The organism is Ponticaulis sp., from assembly GCF_029210165.1.
Taxonomy (GTDB): domain Bacteria; phylum Pseudomonadota; class Alphaproteobacteria; order Caulobacterales; family Hyphomonadaceae; genus Ponticaulis.
In genome coordinates, this window is record NZ_JARGNT010000001.1 from 1,911,389 (window position 1) to 1,929,983 (window position 18,595).

The 18,595-nt window shown below is 55.0% G+C and carries 16 protein-coding genes; 6 read left to right on the forward strand and 10 right to left on the reverse strand.

The features are described 5' to 3' along the window. Window positions 1-34: 34 nt before the first annotated feature. The gene (locus P1U45_RS09385) at window positions 35-583 is read right to left on the reverse strand and encodes a carboxymuconolactone decarboxylase family protein (protein WP_301058828.1); all 549 of its coding nucleotides are present in this window, start codon (window positions 581-583) and stop codon (window positions 35-37) included. 126 nt (window positions 584-709) lie between these two features. On the opposite strand from P1U45_RS09385, the gene P1U45_RS09390 reads away from it, so the two are divergent. Beyond that, window positions 710-1,603: a LysR family transcriptional regulator gene (locus tag P1U45_RS09390; RefSeq protein ID WP_301058829.1), complete on the forward strand. Its 894-nt coding sequence runs from the start codon at window positions 710-712 to the stop codon at window positions 1,601-1,603. Between the two features lie 46 nt (window positions 1,604-1,649). Here the strand turns inward: P1U45_RS09390 and scpA are convergent, their stop codons facing one another. The 3 genes from scpA to P1U45_RS09405 all read right to left on the reverse strand — a co-directional run bounded on the left by scpA (window position 1,650) and on the right by P1U45_RS09405 (window position 6,709). Continuing rightward, window positions 1,650-3,818 (reverse strand): methylmalonyl-CoA mutase, encoded by a 2,169-nt coding sequence (scpA, locus tag P1U45_RS09395; protein ID WP_301058830.1) that lies wholly within the window; start codon window positions 3,816-3,818, stop codon window positions 1,650-1,652. Between the two features lie 10 nt (window positions 3,819-3,828). Next, entirely contained in the window at window positions 3,829-5,853 is a 2,025-nt protein-coding gene (locus P1U45_RS09400) for a methylmalonyl-CoA mutase family protein (RefSeq protein ID WP_301058831.1), read from the reverse strand. A 148-nt stretch (window positions 5,854-6,001) separates the two neighbouring features. Continuing rightward, window positions 6,002-6,709 (reverse strand): GPP34 family phosphoprotein, encoded by a 708-nt coding sequence (locus tag P1U45_RS09405; protein WP_301058832.1) that lies wholly within the window; start codon window positions 6,707-6,709, stop codon window positions 6,002-6,004. Between the two features lie 171 nt (window positions 6,710-6,880). Between P1U45_RS09405 and P1U45_RS09410 the strand changes: the two genes are divergently transcribed. Next, the gene (locus P1U45_RS09410; RefSeq protein WP_022694681.1) at window positions 6,881-7,069 is read left to right on the forward strand and encodes a hypothetical protein; all 189 of its coding nucleotides are present in this window, start codon (window positions 6,881-6,883) and stop codon (window positions 7,067-7,069) included. On the opposite strand, the gene P1U45_RS09415 is transcribed toward P1U45_RS09410, so the two are convergent. From P1U45_RS09415 to P1U45_RS09425, 3 genes are read right to left on the reverse strand one after another with little or no spacing between them, the layout of a single operon-like run. Then, entirely contained in the window at window positions 7,049-7,489 is a 441-nt protein-coding gene (locus P1U45_RS09415) for a response regulator (protein ID WP_301058833.1), read from the reverse strand. The two genes, P1U45_RS09410 and P1U45_RS09415, sit on opposite strands and share 21 nt — an antisense overlap. A 19-nt stretch (window positions 7,490-7,508) precedes the next feature. Then, complete coding sequence (locus tag P1U45_RS09420; RefSeq protein WP_301058834.1) at window positions 7,509-7,919, reverse strand: response regulator; 411 nt, start codon at window positions 7,917-7,919, stop codon at window positions 7,509-7,511. Between the two features lie 20 nt (window positions 7,920-7,939). After that, window positions 7,940-10,387, reverse strand: coding sequence for a GAF domain-containing protein (locus tag P1U45_RS09425; protein ID WP_301058835.1), 2,448 nt, complete (start codon window positions 10,385-10,387; stop codon window positions 7,940-7,942). Between the two features lie 212 nt (window positions 10,388-10,599). On the opposite strand from P1U45_RS09425, the gene P1U45_RS09430 reads away from it, so the two are divergent. From P1U45_RS09430 to P1U45_RS09440, 3 genes are all read left to right on the forward strand, one after another. Next, window positions 10,600-11,598: a nitronate monooxygenase family protein gene (locus P1U45_RS09430; RefSeq protein WP_293609866.1), complete on the forward strand. Its 999-nt coding sequence runs from the start codon at window positions 10,600-10,602 to the stop codon at window positions 11,596-11,598. A gap of 64 nt (window positions 11,599-11,662) precedes the next feature. After that, window positions 11,663-13,099, forward strand: coding sequence for a DUF2793 domain-containing protein (locus P1U45_RS09435; protein ID WP_301058836.1), 1,437 nt, complete (start codon window positions 11,663-11,665; stop codon window positions 13,097-13,099). A 36-nt stretch (window positions 13,100-13,135) separates the two neighbouring features. Further along, the gene (locus P1U45_RS09440; protein ID WP_301058837.1) at window positions 13,136-13,615 is read left to right on the forward strand and encodes a hypothetical protein; all 480 of its coding nucleotides are present in this window, start codon (window positions 13,136-13,138) and stop codon (window positions 13,613-13,615) included. On the opposite strand, the gene P1U45_RS09445 is transcribed toward P1U45_RS09440, so the two are convergent. From P1U45_RS09445 to P1U45_RS09455, 3 genes are all read right to left on the reverse strand, one after another. Then, on the reverse strand, window positions 13,603-14,124 hold the full coding sequence (locus P1U45_RS09445) for a DUF3429 domain-containing protein (protein ID WP_301058838.1): 522 nt from the start codon (window positions 14,122-14,124) through the stop codon (window positions 13,603-13,605). The genes P1U45_RS09440 and P1U45_RS09445 overlap by 13 nt on opposite strands. Window positions 14,125-14,144: 20 nt before the next feature. Next, window positions 14,145-15,620 (reverse strand): glycerol kinase GlpK, encoded by a 1,476-nt coding sequence (glpK, locus tag P1U45_RS09450; protein WP_301058839.1) that lies wholly within the window; start codon window positions 15,618-15,620, stop codon window positions 14,145-14,147. A gap of 136 nt (window positions 15,621-15,756) precedes the next feature. Beyond that, window positions 15,757-17,223 (reverse strand): LbtU family siderophore porin, encoded by a 1,467-nt coding sequence (locus P1U45_RS09455; RefSeq protein WP_301058840.1) that lies wholly within the window; start codon window positions 17,221-17,223, stop codon window positions 15,757-15,759. A 772-nt stretch (window positions 17,224-17,995) separates the two neighbouring features. Here P1U45_RS09455 and P1U45_RS09460 point away from each other — a divergent pair. Then, the gene (locus P1U45_RS09460; RefSeq protein WP_301058841.1) at window positions 17,996-18,589 is read left to right on the forward strand and encodes a glutathione S-transferase N-terminal domain-containing protein; all 594 of its coding nucleotides are present in this window, start codon (window positions 17,996-17,998) and stop codon (window positions 18,587-18,589) included. Window positions 18,590-18,595: the final 6 nt, after the last annotated feature.

Genomic DNA, 18,595 nt, shown 5'->3' on the forward strand with positions numbered 1-18,595 from the left:
GCCCGCTCAAATCAGGAGGCATCAAACAGGGTGACTAGACTGCGAGTTCTTCCACGACCGGGAAGTCAACTTCAGTGTCCAGAACCGAGTTGGTGTAGTTGGTGAAAACATTCACTGCGACGAGCGCGATGATCTCAACGATAGCGGCGTCGCTGTAGCCGGCTGCGCGGAAGGCGTTGAGTTCGTCAGCAGCAACGTGACCACGTTTCTCAGTGATAGAGAGCGCGAAGCGGACAGCTGCGTCTGCTTTGGCGTCTGTTGAGCTACCTTTGCGGTTCGCCTGAATTTCAGCGTCTGTCAGTTTTGCGAGGTTACGACCGAGATATGTGTGCGCGGCGAGGCAGTAATCACAGCCGTTTGTTTCGGCAAGGGCGAGCGAAATACGCTCACGTGTTGCTGAAGAAATCTCGCTGCGACCGAGTGCGCCGTTAAGGCCGAGAAAGCCTTCCAGAGCAACCGGGCTTGTTGCGACGATGCGGAAAAGGTTCGGAACGCTGCCGAGTTGTTTTTGAACGGCTGTCAGAAGCTCTTGGGATGCTGCTGGTGCGTCTGCGATGCTCGCTGGTGTTGGAATTCGGGGCATTGTTTTTTCCTGTCTGGGGTTTTGCCGATTGCGTTTGCGTGTCGGCGATGACAGGAAGATATGAATTCCGGTTTGGAGAATAATCTTGAAATTCGGAAAGATATAATTTCAGAAAATGGAATTAATATGGACCATCTGAAACATCTCGGCGTCTTCATCGCGATAGCAGATACCGGTAGCCTGGTCGGCGCGGCGCGTGCGCTAAACCTAAGCCCGCCCACAGTGACGCGTATTCTGAGCGATCTTGAAGCAGGACTGGGCGTGCCTTTATTCCACCGGACCACGCGCGCCGTTGTGCTGACAGATACAGGACAGAGCTTTCTGGATGATGCCCGCCGGATCGTGGCGGATTATGACAATGCTATCGATAATGCGCGCGGCGCCCGTATTGCACCGACTGGAACGCTGCGTGTGACGGCGTCCATGCTATTCGGCCAGCATTATGTGCTGCCTATCATACAGAAGTATCTCGATCTTTATCCGGACGTGACAGTCGAAGCGACGTTTGTCGACCGCGTCGTGAACATTGTGGATGAGGGCTTTGATATTGCCGTCAGGATTGGCCAGTTAAACGATTCCAGTCTTCTGGCGTCTCGCGTTGGTTCGGTTCGCCATGTCGTGTGTGGCTGTCCTGAGTACTTTGCGTGGAATGGGCTCCCTTCAAAACCGGAAGACCTGAAAAAGCATGACATCATCTCAGCTGGTGTTCTGTCGCCTACTAACGACTGGACATTTGCGGGGGGTGAGTCTGTTCGCGTCACGCCGCGCTTGCGGGTGAATAGTATTGCAAGTGCCATTGCTGCTGTCAGAACCAGTTGGGGGATCACACGCGTTCTGTCTTACCAGATTGGAGAAGAGCTGGATGGTGGTGGCCTGAAGACAGTGCTGGAAGAGTATGAGCCCGAAGCGCTACCCATTCATATCATCCATCCGGAGGGGCGTGCTGCTTCAGCGAAGATCCGAACTTTCATGTCGATGGCCACGGAAATCCTGCGAGCGAACCCGTATCTCAATCGCTAGAAATAAAGAAGAAAGGGCGGTCATCATGACCGCCCTTTTCGTATCTTTATTCTGCTGCCGCCGAGTGGCCGAGGCTAGGGCCGAGCTTCTTCAGAAGATCAATGGCCGCTTCGGCGATGACTGTGCCCGGTGCGAAGATCGCCGCAGCGCCTGCCTCATAAAGTGCGTCATAGTCCTGAGGAGGCACAACGCCGCCGACGACGATCATGATTTCAGGTGCCCCCTGATTGGCCAGAGCCTTTTTGAGCTCAGGCACGAGGGTGAGGTGACCTGCTGCCAGTGAGGACGCAGCAACAATGTGAACGTCGTTTTCGACAGCCTGTTTCGCCGCTTCATCCGGTGTCTGGAAGAGCGGGCCGATATCCACGTCCCAGCCAAGGTCAGCCATACCGGACGCAACAACCTTCTGGCCGCGGTCGTGACCATCCTGACCCATTTTCGCAATGAGGATACGTGGGCGACGGCCTTCAGCAGCTTCGAAATCGTCAGCCAGCTTGCGGGCTTCCTCAACCTTGTCAGATTTTGCAGTCATACCGGAAGCATAAACCCCCTGAATGGATTTGATAACGGCCTGGTGACGGCCAGTGACTTTCTCGACAGCTTCGGAGATCTCACCGACGGTCGCTTTAACACGAGCAGCCTTGATGGCTAGGTCGAGAAGATTGCCTTCGCCGCTCTCTGTCGCGCGGGTAATCGCGTGAAGCGCAGCGTCAACGTCAGTCTGGTTACGCTCTGAACGCAGGCGGGCCAGCTTATCGAGCTGCATGCGGCGTACATTTGCGTTGTCGACTTTCAGAACCGGCACGTCTTCCGGCTCGTCCATGCGGAACTTGTTTACGCCAACAACGGTCTGAACGCCGCTATCAATGCGCGCCTGAGTTTTCGCAGCCGCTTCTTCAATGCGCAGCTTAGGCAGGCCTTCTTCAATGGCCTTCGCCATGCCGCCCATCTCTTCAACCTCGTTGATGTGTTCCATCGCTTTGTTTGCAAGGTCGTGGGTGAGGCGCTCGACATAGTAAGAGCCGCCCCATGGGTCGATCAGGTTCGCCGCGCCCGCTTCCTGTTGCAGGAAGAGCTGGGTGTTTCGCGAAATGCGCGCAGAGAAGTCTGTCGGAAGCGCGAGGGCTTCATCGAAGGAGTTGGTGTGCAGAGACTGCGTCTGGCCACCGGCCGCCGCCATGGCCTCAAGGCAGGTGCGGACAACATTGTTGTAAACGTCCTGCGCGGTGAGGGACCAGCCGGACGTCTGCGAGTGTGTACGCAGAGAGATGGATTTGGAGTTCTTAGGGCTGAACTCTTTCTGGACGAGGTTCGCCCAGAGAAGGCGCGCAGCGCGCATTTTGGCAACTTCCATGAAGGTGTTCATGCCAATCGCCCAGAAGAAGCTGAGGCGCGGCGCAAAAGCGTCCACGTCGAGGCCTGCAGCGACGCCTGCGCGGATGTACTCAATGCCGTCCGCGATGGTGTAGGCGAGCTCAAGGTCTGCCGTCGCACCGGCTTCCTGCATGTGATAGCCGGAAATCGAGATCGAGTTGTATTTCGGCATGTTTTGCGAGGTGTAGCCGAAAATGTCCGAAATGATCCGCATAGAAGGGCGCGGCGGGTAGATGTAAGTGTTCCGCACCATGAACTCTTTCAGAATGTCATTCTGAATGGTGCCGGAGAGCTTCGCCTGATCGACGCCCTGTTCCTCAGCCGCAACAATGTAGAGCGCCAGAACCGGAAGCACGGCGCCGTTCATCGTCATGGAGACGGACATCTCATCGAGCGGAATGCCCGCAAACAGCGTGCGCATGTCATAAATGCTATCGATCGCAACGCCCGCCATGCCGACATCACCCAGAACGCGCGGGTGATCTGAGTCATAGCCACGGTGTGTTGCAAGGTCGAAGGCAACAGAAAGGCCTTTCTGACCCGCCGCGAGGTTGCGACGATAGAAAGCGTTAGAATCTTCAGCCGTAGAGAAGCCCGCATACTGACGGATCGTCCATGGCCGTTGCGGGTACATGGTCGGGTACGGACCGCGCGCGAACGGGGCCAGACCCGGATAATCATCAAGGAAGTCGAGGCCGGCAGTGTCAGTCGCCGTGTAGACTGGCTTCACGCCAATCTCTTCGGGTGTCTGCCATATATCGGCGTCTGAGAAAGACGGACGCGCTGCCTGATGGCCAGACGCAGAGCCAAGATCGATTTTTGTGAAATCAGGATGTGTCATCGTCTCTCTCCTATGCGTCCGTTCCAAGGCCAAGTTCGGCATGGGCGATTTCGAGTTTATCGAGCACGTTCACGCCAACAAAGATGAAGTCATCAATTCCTGCCTCGCGATAACCAGCCTCTGCCTCGCCCGGCTTGCCGGCAAGATAGATGCGGGCATCGTCGCGCGCGCTACGCAGAGCTTTCGCCGCAGCGCCCGCCTGTTCGGCGTAGAGGCCGTCCGTGCCGCAAATGCATGCGAGCAGAGCGCCGCTGGCTTTGAAGTCCTCTGCCATCGCATCAAGGCTGTCATATGGTGCGTTGGACGGCACGGTGGTGATGCCGCCTGCAGCGAAGAAGTTTGCTGTGAAGCTTGCTCGGGCGTTGTGCTCTGCGATGGAGCCTAGGCAGGCAAGGAAGATTGCCGGACGTGTGCCTGTCTTCTCTGTCTGTGCATCAGCAAAGTCGCGCAGATGCTCGAATGGCTCGGAAACGCGGATCGGGAAAAGCGGGTCGCAATGCGCGTGGTCAGATGCTTCGTGCGGCAGTAGCGCTGCCAGTGTTGCACCGTCTTTCGCCGCGGAGACAAGCGCGTCGAATTCACGGCTTGTCGGGATCGGGCCGGTCACGTGCGTTGTGACCTTTGGAAGTGTCGATGTATCGACGACTTTCGGGTCTTCTTCGTCGATCAGCGCATATTCGCTGACACCTGTAATCGCCTGTTTGCGGCGCGCGATAGATGTCATGAGTTCATTGCGGGCTTCTGCGAGCAGGGCGCGGAAATCGCCGCTCTCGAGTGCAGCAACTACGCCGCCTTTGCCTTCAATGTTCTGGAAAATGCCCCATGCAGCCTGAGCAATATCATTGGAGATTTTCTCGATAGCCCATGTGCCGCCAGCCGGGTCGTTCACCTTGCCGAGCGAGCTTTCTTCCTGAGCCATGATCTGCGTATTGCGACCGATACGGCGCGCCATGCTGTCAGCCAGGCCAATCGCATCTGTGAATGGGCGCAGCGTAACAATGTCAGCGCCGCCAACACCGCCCGCAAAGCAGGCTGCCGTATTGCGCAGCATATTCACCCACGGGTCACGTTTGGTCAGCATGCGGCGGGACGACACTGCCTGAATTTTCATGGACAGAGGCTTGTCACCGAAGGCTTCGGTCACGCGTGCCCAGAGACGACGCAGTGCGCGGAGCTTCGAAATCTCGAGCGCGTAGTCAGGCCCGACCGCGATGCAGAAAAGTAGCTTCGCATTCGCTTCTTCAAGCGAGAGGCCTGCATCGATAAGTGTACGCAGATAGGTGACGCCGCTGGCGATGGTGAATGCAAGTTCCTGTGCTTCTGTGCCGCCGGTTTCGTGGGCAGGACGGCCATCCACTCGAATGAACGTAGACGCAGAAAAGCGATCCGCCGTTTTTACGAAAGCCGCTGTATCTGCAAGCGCTTTGTCCGCGCTGACGGAAAGCTCGCCAGAGCGTGCCAGTTCACCAATCGGGTCTACGTTGAAAGCGAAGAGTTGTTTAGACGCGTCTTTGTCCGTCTTGTCAGACCATGCTGCAAGCAGGGCCGCGCCTTCAAGGCCATAGCCTTCTTGCGCAGAGTTGGAGAGGGCAACTGGCGCGAGGTCTGTCATCACGCCGTCGAGCACGACAGAAAGATCATCAACCGACTGGATCGCGACGCCGTGACGACCGCTTGCGTCAACCCGCAGCTCGACAGAGCTGACGCCGCGCTCAAGGTCTTTCATCAGATCTGCATGCGCCGCCTTCAGGTCCGGATGATCAACAACGTGACGGATATCCCAAGGCAGATAAGAATCTTTGACAGTATCCGAACCGCGAACAAACGGCGCCTGACCTGGCAGGCCATTCGGGTCGGATGCCGACGGCCAGTCGCTTTCGCGATAGAGAGGTTTGATGGTGATTCCATCGCGCGTTTTGCGCTGCAGTGCTTCAGGGCCTTTGCCTTTCAGGGCCTTCTCGACCAGAGCGCGCCACTGCGCCTCTTCTGCTGTTGGAAAAGCAGCGCTGAAACCCGTCAGATCACTATCGGCCATGGAAGTCCCTCTAACACTTGTCTTGTCTTTTGGATGGACAAAGAAAGCGTATTGGGCTGCACGTCAAGGGGCGAAGCATCGCACTTTCGCCGCACTGCAGCAGAGACGGAGACTTCAATTGGTTATGGTGTCGTAGGGTGAACGGTGCTTAGCCCGAAGACGAGCTTGCAACGATCGCCGGTACGGTTGCTGCCACAATCACAGCCGTGCGAATGGCACGTACCGCTCGAATTGTACTATCAGTAAGAGCAACTTCACCTGATGCGATGTCTTTGATGCGTTGCTTGTGCTCTTTCAGCTGAAGTTTGTCGAAATTCTTTTTCAGAAGATCGACCTCTTTTGCTAAGGCTATGACGACGCAATCGCGTGCATCAGGTGTTTGGTCTCCGAACATAATGTCTGCCAGATGTGATTTGAGCGCAGTCTCAGGGCGCGGGTCTGCTTCCGGATAATTGGTCCAACTAAAAACAAGAAACGACTGTTTCTGGGCTTGTAGTATACCGCGCTTCACGAGCCCTTCGGCGACGAGGCGCAAAATTTTCGTCTTGCCGCCTAGGCTGCTAACCAGCGACTGAGCCGATTTCCCACTGCCTTTGCGTTCAAAGAATGCGAGAGCTTCGTCCAGATAATCATCATTCGTCGGAGATGTATCAATTACGTTGATCTTTTTTGGGTTGTCCGCGTCTGTCTCCAGCCGGTCCTGCAGGATGAGTTCTACGAGAGTGGCGCCTGCAACAGCATAATCTGTGAAGCTACCTTGCTTGGCGCCTGACTCATCGTGACGAGACAAGAGCGCAATCCGTTCTGGGAGGCTGAGGGCGAGGTCCGGGTTCTGGCTGTTGAAAGTATCTGTCATGCCCGAAAGTGTATCACAAGATATATTGAAAAACAATATATATGTATTGAAATACGAATATTTTCTGGTGGCATACACGGACGCGAAGTCTGCCATGAACTTTCGCCTTGACTGCGATTGAGAATTATTCTCAATTAAGTTCAACGCTGATATTCGCAGAAAGGACATTCCATGGAACAGGACTGGCAGGCGCGGGGCGACACGGCGCAATCGGAACGACTACGTGACTGGCTGGAGAGCCAGTCTTCAGTGCTCGGCTTCTGGATTGATCGGCTTATAGAGAACGGCGACGCCGAAATGCTTGGCAGGCTGGAAAGCCATCGCCGGGAGCTTCAGGGACTACTTGTCCGCCTTGGCTGAGCGCATTACGCGATGCTTGGAAATAAATGACTGAATCTGGTCGACGAAATAGTCTTTCGGCAGGTCGTCTTTAGAAATCGATCCAACAAAGCGGGAATAGTCCGGTGACGTATTAAAGTTCAGCGGCGACATGCCTGAGAACAGGATGATGGGCCCCTGATAAGTCTCCGCCAGAATTTCTGCATTCTCGCCCGGGGAACGGTCATCGCTGAGTCTGCCGTCCAGCAGGATTGCATCGAAAGCGTTCAGTGTCAGTGCGGTAACAGCTTCTTCTATGGAGGCGACGGCTGTCACTTTGTACGAACCTTTACCCCATTTGTTCGCAAACAGCTCAACCAGACGTGAAAACGCCGGATGGTCATCGACCAGCAGAACCTGCGTAATCTGCGCAGCGTGAGTTGCGGTGACGGGGTGACTCATATGCAAAAAGGGACCGATTTCAGCTTGGAAGGCGTACGTGTTCTAACCAAAAAGACTTAATGAATGCCCCTATCTCGTCATATCCGGACAGGTTGTCAGGTTTTGATAGATACGCATTTGCATGAAACTCATAGGATAAGTCTACGTCTTTTTGATCCGTAGAAGTTGAAAGCACAATTGTTGGGATCTTTTTCCAATCTTTGTGGTCCCGTAGTCGCCGGATCAGTTCATGGCCATTCATGCGTGGCATATTGAGATCGGTCAGGATGATTTTAGGTTTTGGTCCTTCTTCCAGACGTTTAATAGCGTCCGCGCCATCGCGAGCAAATTCCAGCTGAATGCTGTCATCGGCTTTGCGGATCGCGTTCGAAATGAAGCGCGTGTCGAATGAGTCATCATCGACAATCAGGAGGGATGGCGTAGCTGTCATGAAACCTGTCTCAAAAGTTCTCATATATGGAATGACACGACGAAACGTGCACCGGAGTTGAAGTCCGGGTCAACATACAGATCGGCATTATGTAAAGCGCAGATCTTCCGGCTAAGGGACAGGCCAATGCCTGCACCCGGTATGCCATCATTATGCTGAAGGCGTTTGAACGGCTCGAAAATCATCGCTCGTGCTTCGTCAGGAATGCCGACGCCATTATCTTCGACGAAGATTTTTATCGTGCGATCGGCAATGTTCGATGTCGCCCAGATGCGGATCGTCAGCTCGTCTGTTTCGGCGTATTTGCACGCGTTTCCGATCAGGTTCTGGAAGAGCTGGGTAAGCAGGCTGGAATTGCCTGTCACCTGCGGAAGATCCTTTATGATCAGATGGGCATTCGCATCGGACAAGTGATGTTCCAGCTGCGAGGACGCTATTGCAACAACACGCGAAAGCTCACATGGCTCCATTTCGATTTTTTCGCTGTCGAGACGGAACAGATCGAACAGATTGCGTACCATTTCGCGCATCCGTTTTAATCCCGTTTCGATTTCGGTCAGATATTCATTTGCGTCTTCAGGCAGTGCAACATTATTCGCCTCAAGATCGACGCGCACCAGCTCGCTGAAGAGTGAGGCCTGGCGCAGCGGAGCTTGCAGGTCGTGAGCTGCAACGAACGCGAAATCCGCAAGACTTTCATTTAATCGTGCGAGCTTTGCCTCATTCTCTTTGAGCTCGCTTATGTCTGTTGCGACCGCCAGAATAAAGCGCTGACCATCGCGTGATGTCATCGGGATTTTATCTGTCGACATCCAACCCTGCTTGCCGTCCTTCGGCGCGTAAGATTCGATGATATTACGACGGGCTTTGCCGCTTTCGATCACTTTGAGATCATCGGCCAGATATTTGGCGGCCATTTCGGGGAAAAGGTCTTCGGTTGCTTTGCCTTCTACCTCTGTCGGGTCAGACAGGTTGACTGAATCAAGTGCTGCTTTGTTTGCGCGCAGGACTGTATTCTTGTCATCCTTGTACCAGATACGTGCTGGCACGTTATCCAGAACGGCGCGAAGCTCTCTGGCCAGGGCACGATTTTCAAAGAAAGCGTTCTGTAGCTCGATGGCCTGCCCCATATGGCTGGCAATGATCTGCATGAGATGGATTTGCCAATCCTCGAACGGTTCTGTTCTTGGTTCGGCATCGCTGAAGCTAACCGCTCCGAAGAACTGCTCCCGAACAAAAATTGGTGCGCCGATATAGCTTCTGAACGGCGCTTTTTCGAAGGCAGGATGAGGCACGCAGTCTTCATCCTGAAAGTCGGCGAGCGCGACCAGCTGGTGATTTTCTGCGACGAGATCACATAGAGTGTCTTCAAGGCTCAGAACGTCCCGTCTGGACAGGCCTATATCCGTTCCGTGGAGCGCAAGGACCTCATACTGGTTGTTTGCGATGCGGGACGCAAAACCGTGAGAGAGCCCCAGTGCCTGAGCGCCGATCTTCAACATCTGCTGACGGAACCGTTCCGGATCGCTCGCAGCAATCGGCACGGTCTCGACAATTTGCTCCAGAGCGTTCTGGAACAGGCGCTTTCCTGTGACGGTGTGGAAGGTGACTGTCAGTCTGTCTTTTGACGCTGGCCGGAAAGAGACATCAAACCAGTGTGGCTTCACGCCATCGGAATCATAGAACACCTCACGGCGTATCGGGGTCTGTTCGTTTAATGCACGCGTATAGTCGGCGAAATGCTCTTGCTCTCTCAGCGCAGGAAAGCGGGTGAGCATCGTATTGCCGATGAGATCGTCAGGCGTTGACCCGTTAAAGTACACGTTCGCGGCATTCGCGGCCAGGATCAGAAAATCCTGCGTGGCACCGTTCTCGTCCCTGATCGCTTCCAGAAGTAAAACGCCCGCATCAGACGAATCGAGGATCATCTGATTAATGAGCGCGCTTTCGGCAATCGTCTGAGACAGTGATTGAGCGCTACGGGCAATTTTGTGGTTTTCGATCAGGCCGGTTACGACATTGGCGAGGCTTGCCAGGCGTTGACGGTCATTCGAAGTGAATTCCCGTGGCTCGTAGTCGATCAGGCACAATGTCCCGAACGCGTAGCCTTCTGCCGTGACGATTGGAGAGCCGGCATAAAACCGGATTTGCGGTTCACCTGTAACCAGCGGATTGGACGCAAAGCGTTCATCCTGAAGCGCATCTTCAACGACAAACACGCCGGTGCTTCGGATCGCGTAGTCACAGAATGCCACGCCGCGCTCTGTCTCTGTAACGCCCTCAAGTCCCTGATTTGACTTGAACCATTGCCGGTGTTCATCAACCAGAGAGATGAGCGAAACGGGTACGCCGAATATATCGCGTGCAAGCGCTGTGATATTATCGAAACGCGGGTCCGGCGCTGTGTCGAGAAGCTCAGCTTCACGCAGCGCTCGGAGCCGTTCGGCTTCGGATGGTGGATGTACCAAAGGTGTCTCCGGGACGTTCTTCAGGGTTATCGGGATACATGTTCATTTATTTTCGCCGGTGTTCAGGCCGGTCATATGCCGAAGAGCCTACTTCAATGAACTTTAACCACCGGTTATCGCAGCCACTGAACTGAAGCTTACGCTAGGTCAGTCTTGTCCAATGCTCGGGAGAGGCTAACTTGCGGGTGAAAAGTCTTCTGAGGAAACCAAATATGTCCGTACCAGCTATCTTCGACAAAATGCGTCTGCCGATCATCGGATCGCCGCTCTTCATCATTTCTCAGCCTGAGCTGGTGATTGCGCAGTGTAAGGCCGGCATTGTCGGGTCGTTTCCGTCATTGAATGCGCGTCCTGCCAGCCAGCTCGATGAATGGCTGGATCAGATTACATCCGAGCTCGATAGCTATAACAAAGCGAATCCGGATCGCCCGGCCGCGCCGTTTGCGGTCAATCAGATCGTCCATAAATCGAACGACCGCCTCGATTATGATGTTGAGATGTGTGTGAAGTATAAAGTGCCGTTTGTGATCACTTCGTTGGGCGCGCGCGAAGAGGTCAATCAGGCCATCCATTCCTATGGCGGCGTTGTTATGCACGACATCATCAACGTGGTGTTCGCGCACAAGGCACTTGAAAAAGGCGCAGACGGATTGATCGCTGTTGCAGCCGGTGCGGGCGGGCACGCTGGCAAGCTCTCTCCTTTCGCTCTCATCCAGGAAATCCGCGAATTCTTCGATGGCCCTCTGGCTCTCTCAGGTTCCATCGCAAATGGCGGTGCTGTCGCGGCGGCGCAGGCTATGGGCGCTGACTTTGCCTATATGGGGTCTGCGTTCATCGCGTGTGACGAAGCTGTAGCAGTCGATGGCTACAAAGACATGATCGTCGATAGCGCGGCGAAGGACATTGTTTACTCAAACCTCTTCACCGGTGTTCACGGCAATTATCTGGCGCCATCTATCGCCAAAGCGGGCCTTGATCCGAACGACCTGCCGGAAAGCGATCCGTCCAAAATGAACTTCGGTTCTGGTGGCAATCAGAAATCCAAAGCGTGGAAGGACATTTGGGGCTGCGGTCAGGGCATTGGTGCGATCAAAAAGCGGACGCCGGTTGCGGAATATGTCGACAAACTTGAAGCCGAGTACAAAGCAGCGATCGCCGCTCTGGTGCGCGGTGAGGCCGCGAATCTGAAAGCGCTGACCCAAGGCGCATAAAACGATCCAACTCTGACAATCTGACACCAAGACTACCGCTCTTCATAGCTGAGGAGCGGTTGTTTTGTCTGACTTCACCCCCATTCTGGGGCTACCCTATCTTCTGTCCAATCAGGCGCAGAAGCACGTCACCCTGAATGAAAGCCTGCGCGCACTGGACGGGCTGTTGCAGCTGGCCGTTCTGGACAGAGGTCAGGCGACACCACCGTCTGGACCGGCTGAAGGGGATCGCCATCTGATTTCCTCTGGCGCGACCGGTGACTGGTCTGGTCATGATGGTGAGCTTGCATTGTTCTCGGATGGTGAGTGGCATTTTTTTGTGCCTCAAACCGGCTGGCGCGTCTGGGTGGAGGATGAAGCGCGGTTTCTGGTTCGGCATGGCTCAGGCTGGCGTGAAACAACGTCTGACGAGCTGCAGAATTTGGCATTGCTTGGAGTGGGCGCCACGGCCGATGCGAACAATCCACTTCTAGCAAAGCTGAACGATGCGCTTTTTACCGCAGTTGAAAGTGCAAACGGTGGCTCTGGTGATCTTCGGGTTAAACTCAACAAGGAGGCCGGTTCTAACGTTTTATCGCTTCTCTTCCAGAACGGCTATTCCAGCCGGGCGGAGATCGGCCTCGTCGGTGATGATGATCTGGTTGTGAAAGTGTCTCCGGACGGGGCTGTGTTCCATGAAGGATTACGTGTCGACAGGGCTAGTGGTCAGGTGAGCTTTCCGAACGGGTCGCCGCAAATTCGTGAGCTCTTGAGCGCGAACCGAACTTATTACATCCGCACCGATGGTAGCGACTCCAATGACGGTCTTGCAGATAGCGCGTCAGGTGCATTCCTGACGTTCGCGCGCGGTGTTGAAGCGGCCTTGTCGCTTCATCACGGCACGCACGAAGTCACTCTGGAATTCGGTGCAGGAAGCTTTTCCATCGGGGGCGGATTGATCGCGGCATCCGCAGATTATCATATCAACATTCGCGGCGCTGGGTATGACCAAACCACGCTGGACGGGAAGCTGGAACTCTCAGGCGGCGTGGTTGCCACGGTGAGGGATGTGCATGTCACTGGCGCCGGCCAGAATGCAAGCTTGCGGACGGGCTCAGGTGCATCGCTCTCCATTCTTGGCAATGTGCGCGTGTCGGAGGGAACCCATTCGCACGTTATAGCGACGGGCAACTCAACGATTTTCCTGACGCATGGCAAGGTGCGGGTTGGGGCAGGGGGTGTCTCGCTTTTTGCGTCGACGACAGGCTCTCTAATCCAGCTCTGGCCGGGGCTGCGCGTCGTTACTGAAACAGCGGTGAGCTTTTCCAATGCTGTTGCGCGGACTACAGAGTGCGGTGTGATCACATGGCAGTCCGCGACCGTGGATGAAGCGCTGGGAGCGATCTCGGGCACGCGATACAGCTGTAATACCAATGGTGTCATCCAGAGCTATTCGGGCGGGGCCACCGCCATTCCGGGCACAGTCGCGGGCACCGAAACGAATGGCGGCATTTACGCCTGATTATCACAAATCTTCAGAAGAGAATGGAGGCGCCATATGGATGGTGACTGGTTTGGAATGGCTGCAAGTGCGGCTGGTGGCGGCGTGTTCGGCGTGATCGGCACGCTACTGGGACGTGTTGCAGGTTATTTTGAAACGAAGCAGCAGCAGGCGTTTGAGCGTGACCGCTGGCAGCATGATGCGGCGATGACCCGATTGCAGATGGAGGTCAGTCGCGCGCAGGCGGAGGCGGAATTAAACGCTGTTCAGGCTGAAGGCTCATGGCAGGGGCTGACGGCGAGTGTTGCAGCCGATGCCGCGCTCGCATCCGGTTATCAGTTTGTGGACGCGATACGGGCGCTCACCCGCCCCGCGCTGACGCTGCTTCTTTGGCTGATCACGGCAACGGTTTTCTTCAATGTCGATGATGCGCTGAAAGCGCGGGTTGTGGAGACGGCGGTATTTGCTGCAACGGCTGCGACGCTCTGGTGGTTTGGTGACCGGACGAGCCCATCGGGACGACGCTATCCAGCGTAAATAGCCCCCGCCAATAGCGTTGCTGCGGCCAGAAGCGATGCGAGTATGCGCAGCCGGACGTAAAGGATCGGATAGCCTGCATGCACATCGAATGCGAGTAGCACAAGAAAGCCTGCCGCGAGCATGTAGAGACCGGCAGGCAAAAGCGGGCCGATGCCGCCATTCATCGGGTCTCCAAAGACCAGCCCCGCTGCGCCGAGCATGGCTGCGAAAAAGCCCCAGAGGCTTGCCGTGACAGCTATGATCATCACGGATGTTTTCGGCTTGTCGCCTTCAATACCGAACGCGGTGCCCCATCGCGCGCCACCCATGAAGGACAGGATGACAGCACCATAAATCAGCAGTGACAAAAGCGCGATTTGCCAGAAGCCGATAATACTTTCTGGTTCTTCCAGGCCGAGCAGGGCAGACGCCTGCCACGGCTCGAGGCTAGCCCAGCAGGAGATGAAAAAGGGAAGAAGCCCGGCGAGCGTCATGCCCATGACAGCTTTGCCTGTGCGTTCAACCATGTCTGCTTACTCCGGTATGGCTAGTGATTTATCGCAGCAGATAGGGCGATTTTCCATCCATCCAAATTGCGCTGGCGCTTGTCGGCGTCCATTTTCGGCTCAAAGCGTGAGGCGATGCGGCGGTGTTCATGCCACTCGTCCAGCGTCGTCCAACCCAGCTCGCCTGCAGCGAGTACAGCTGCGCCGAGAGCAGTCATTTCAGGATATTCCGGCTTCTCGACCGGACGGTTGGTGATGTCTGCAAGGAATTGCAGGAACCAGTCATTCTCTGCCATGCCGCCATCCACGCGCAGCTCGTCAACGCGGCAGCCATCGCTTTCAAAGGCATTGAGAAGATCGAGTGTCTGATAGGCACCTGCTTCAAGACCAGCGCGCACGATGTGAGCGGCGCGCGTACCGCGAGACAGACCGGTAATCTGGCCACGTGCATCCGGTGCCCAATGCGGGGCGCCAAGGCCGGTGAACGCAGGTACGAAATAGACGCCGCCATTGTCATCAAGGCTGCTCGCCATTTCCTCTGTCTCCGCAGCCTGAGAAATCAGCCCAAGCTCATCGCGCAGCCATTTGATCACAGTGCCTGCATTGAAGATTGAGCCTTCCAGCGCCCAGTTAAGGCGTCCCTGAGCCTGAAAACCGGTAGTGGCCAAGAGGCGGTTCTTTGAAACGGGAAGCTCCGTGCCCGTATTGGCAACCAGAAACGCGCCCGTGCCGTAAGTGATCTTCGCTTCACCTGTCTTCACGCAGCCCTGACCGACAAGCGCAGCCTGCTGGTCACCGACCATGGACAAGATCGGGATAGCTTTGCCGAACAGGTCTTTATCCGTCTCGCCAAAACTGCCGCCGGTAGAAGCAATGCTTGGCAGAACGCTCCATGGGATGCCAAAGATTTCGCAGAGGCGTGTCGACCATGAAGATGCCGCCAGATCCATGAGAGATGTGCGGCTGGCATTGGTGACATCGGTGGAATGTTCGCGCCCTGAAGTCAGGCGTGCGAGCAGGAAGCTATCGACGGTACCGAAGGCGGCTTTATCCGCTTCCGCGGCGTCGCGCGCGCCCGGAACGTTATCAAGAATCCAGCGGATTTTCGTCGCGGAAAAATATGGATCAAGAAGAAGGCCGGACAGCGCCTGAACTTCTTCTGCAACGCCGGATTTGGCGAGCTCGGCGCAGAATGGTGCCGTGCGCCGGTCCTGCCAGATAATGGCAGGGCCATAGGCTTCGCCGGTGTCTTTGTTCCACAGAAGCGTCGTTTCGCGTTGGTTGGCGATACCGATTGCGGCGATCTTGTCGACACCGCCGCAGTCTTCAATGACGCGCCGGCAGACCTTCAGCGTGTGAGACCAGATATCTTCCGGGTTTTGTTCTACCCAACCGTCATTTGGAAATGTGAGGCCAATCTCTGACTGGGCGACAGGTCCGGCATGCAGATCCTTATCAAAGGCAATGGCACGCGTTGATGTGGTCCCCTCATCAATGACGAGAATAAAATCGCTCACACTCTGTCTCCCTCTTATCCGTCAGTATCATTGATGGGATGGGACGATTTCGCAACATGAGAGCGTAAGAGAATTCCAAAAAAGAAAACGCCCGCAAAAGGCGGGCGTTTCCATGTGTTTGATTGTGCAGCGTGGATTAGAACGCAGCTTGCGCACCGAAGAGCAGAACGTCTGTTGTCGCGTCGCGATCAGACCATGTGCTGCCATCCGGGAAGTTGCCGCCTGACACGAAGTTCAGAGGCGCAAAGCCTTCTACGTGAACCAGCTCTGCGAACAGGTTGATGTTCTCGCCGACAAAACGTGAGTAGCCGAGAACCAGCTGGTTCTGACGTTCCCACGGCGCGCCATCATCACCGGCACGGAAGTTAGAGAACTCCAGAGACACAGCATTCAGGTAACGACCATTCGGGTGCTGGTCGCCAAAGCCGTAGCGACCGCCGAGCGTGAAGGCGTGTGTACGCTGTGCTTCGTATTGGCTGAGCGGATTTGTCGGATCCGGAACCGCAGAGCCCGGCCAGTCTTTCGTTGTCGATGCGAATTCACCGAGCAGCTCAAGTGGGCCGAAGTTTGCGCGTCCATAGACAGACCATGCCGGGTTGTTTTCCGCGCACGGGTTGAAGTGGAAGACCGGGTAAGCCTGACAATAAGCTGAACCGTGTGTGTAGCTTGCGCCGACCATCGCAGAGTTCTCATCGCTGAGTGCGAATGTGTAGTTACCGTCGACAGCGAAGTTGTTCACGCGGGATGGTACGCTTGTGCCGCTCACAGGTACGTTGTGTGCACGGAACTGTGCACCGCCCTGAATAGCCATTGCGCGAAGCATCAGGCCGTCCTGCACGTAACCAACCTGAGCACCATAAGCGAGGCCAGCAAAGGCGTGCCAGTTTGTAGAGTTCGTGAACGGGCTGACGGAATCGTTCAGGCCGAATGGCGTGTAAAGTTTACCGATCGCAGCAAAGAGCGGGCTCTCGTCAAGATTACCGAAGAGCATGTAAGCCTGGCGCGCTTCGATCTGGTTACGGCCGAGCGAAGTGATCGTGCCGGAGCCGAAGCTTTGTTCAGGGCTGTACTGGAGCTCTACATAACCGGTGATCCAGTCGTTCAGCTGCGCTGTGACAGCAAGGTTTGCAGAGTGGATAACAGCCTCGGAAACGTTCTCGCCGATCTGGTTTGCAGATGTCGGGTGACGCATCAGATAGCCGAATTTGCTGTCACGGTTGCTCTGCTGAATGTTCGCGAGTGCTGTGATCTGGCCGCTCAGCGTGAGCGAGCTTGTCAGGTCGCCGTTCTGACGTGCGCGAAGCTGGACAACCGGCTTCGTGCTGATGTCTTCAGCGTGATCGAGAATGCGATAGGCGTAGTCGACGTTTGTAGATACGAAACCGTTGCGGTTGTTTGCAGCTGCCTCTGCAGACGTGTCAGGAACGCGGACAATGCCTTCTTCAGCACGAAGCGAACGGACTTCTTCGCGAAGTTCCGCATTCTGCTGTTCCAGACGCTCCAGGCGTTCCAGAAGTTCTTCATTTGTGATTGTTTGCGCGAAAGCTGACGGCGCTGCGGCCAGCATCGCAATAGCACTTACGGCTGTTAATAGAGATTTCATTTGGTCCCCATATGTGACGCGTCCCGACCGCGTTGCGTCCCAGACTTATCGCGGATGGTCGGCACTGATATGCAGGTTCAAAAGTTCACCAAAACGTGAAGCATTCCCTACCAAATTGCGTGGGAATCTTCAGACCGCGGTAAAATCCGGTTTTGGTAAGCTGCGAACCCTCCCGTAAGAGCGCAGCTTCTTTGGCTGTCACTCCCTTAAATCGCTTCAAATTTTCCTGAAGAGATGACCTCACATAAATCGTGGATATTCGGGCGGCAAGAGTATTTGTTGAAAATTAGGTGCCTAAAATTTGAGCGTATACTTGCCGAACAAATGTTATCGATAACACCCTTATTGGCTTAATATAATTGCTAGATGGCGCATAATGGCGCTCAGGCAAAGAAAAAGGGAAGCGGTTTAGCTTCCCTTAGACATTTATTTTTATTGTATTTTTTATGAATGGCACCGAGGCTGCGGCCAGGTGTGGGGGACAGGATGACGGGGCGCAACCCGCGGTGCCATTTGACTTATTTGTAACATAATGCCCAAAAATCAACAATACTTGCCCAAAAATAATGCGCATCTTAAGCACGAAAAAAAACTAAACGGGGTCACGGTTTTGAATCTCTTCATAAAAATTCTGATGCTCTAGGTAGATTTTTTGGGAATTAACCATGAGCACTACTGTTTTTACGGGCAATTCGGTTTGTTTTGACAGTTTCGATTCGTTCCGGATTGGCTATGCTTCGGTTTGAATTCTACGAATGCCGGACAGGAAACAATGCAGCTCTACTATTCAAAGACATCGCCGTTTGCGCGTAAAGTGCGAGTGCTTCTCTCCGAGCATGGATTAACTGACCGTGTTCAGATGGAAATTGTCTCAGTACTTGAGGACGCTAAAAGCACGCCGAACCCGCTCGGCAAAATCCCTTGTCTGATTACGCCTGACGGAGACACCGTCTATGACAGCCCGGTTATCTGTGAATGGGTTGAGGCTTATGCCACCGACACAGACATTACCCGTGATTACGCATATTGGCGCGCTCAAAAGCTTCAGGCGCTTGGCGATGGCATTATGGATGCAGCGTTCAACACGGTGATGGAGAAAAACCGCCCAGCCGATCGGCAATCGTCTTTCTGGATTATCAGATGGCGTGAAGCGATTGAGCGTGGGATTACGGAAGCTGCGGAGCTTTTCACGCCTGTTGAAGATCGTCTGGATCGGGGGCAGGTGGCCATTGCGTGTATGCTTGGCTATCTGGATTTCCGTATAACGGACTTTGACTGGCGAGCAGCGCATCCGTCGCTGGCACAATGGTATGAGCCAGTGTCGCAACGCGAGAGCATGGTTTCTACAGCGCCTCCAGCGGCGTAATAAAAA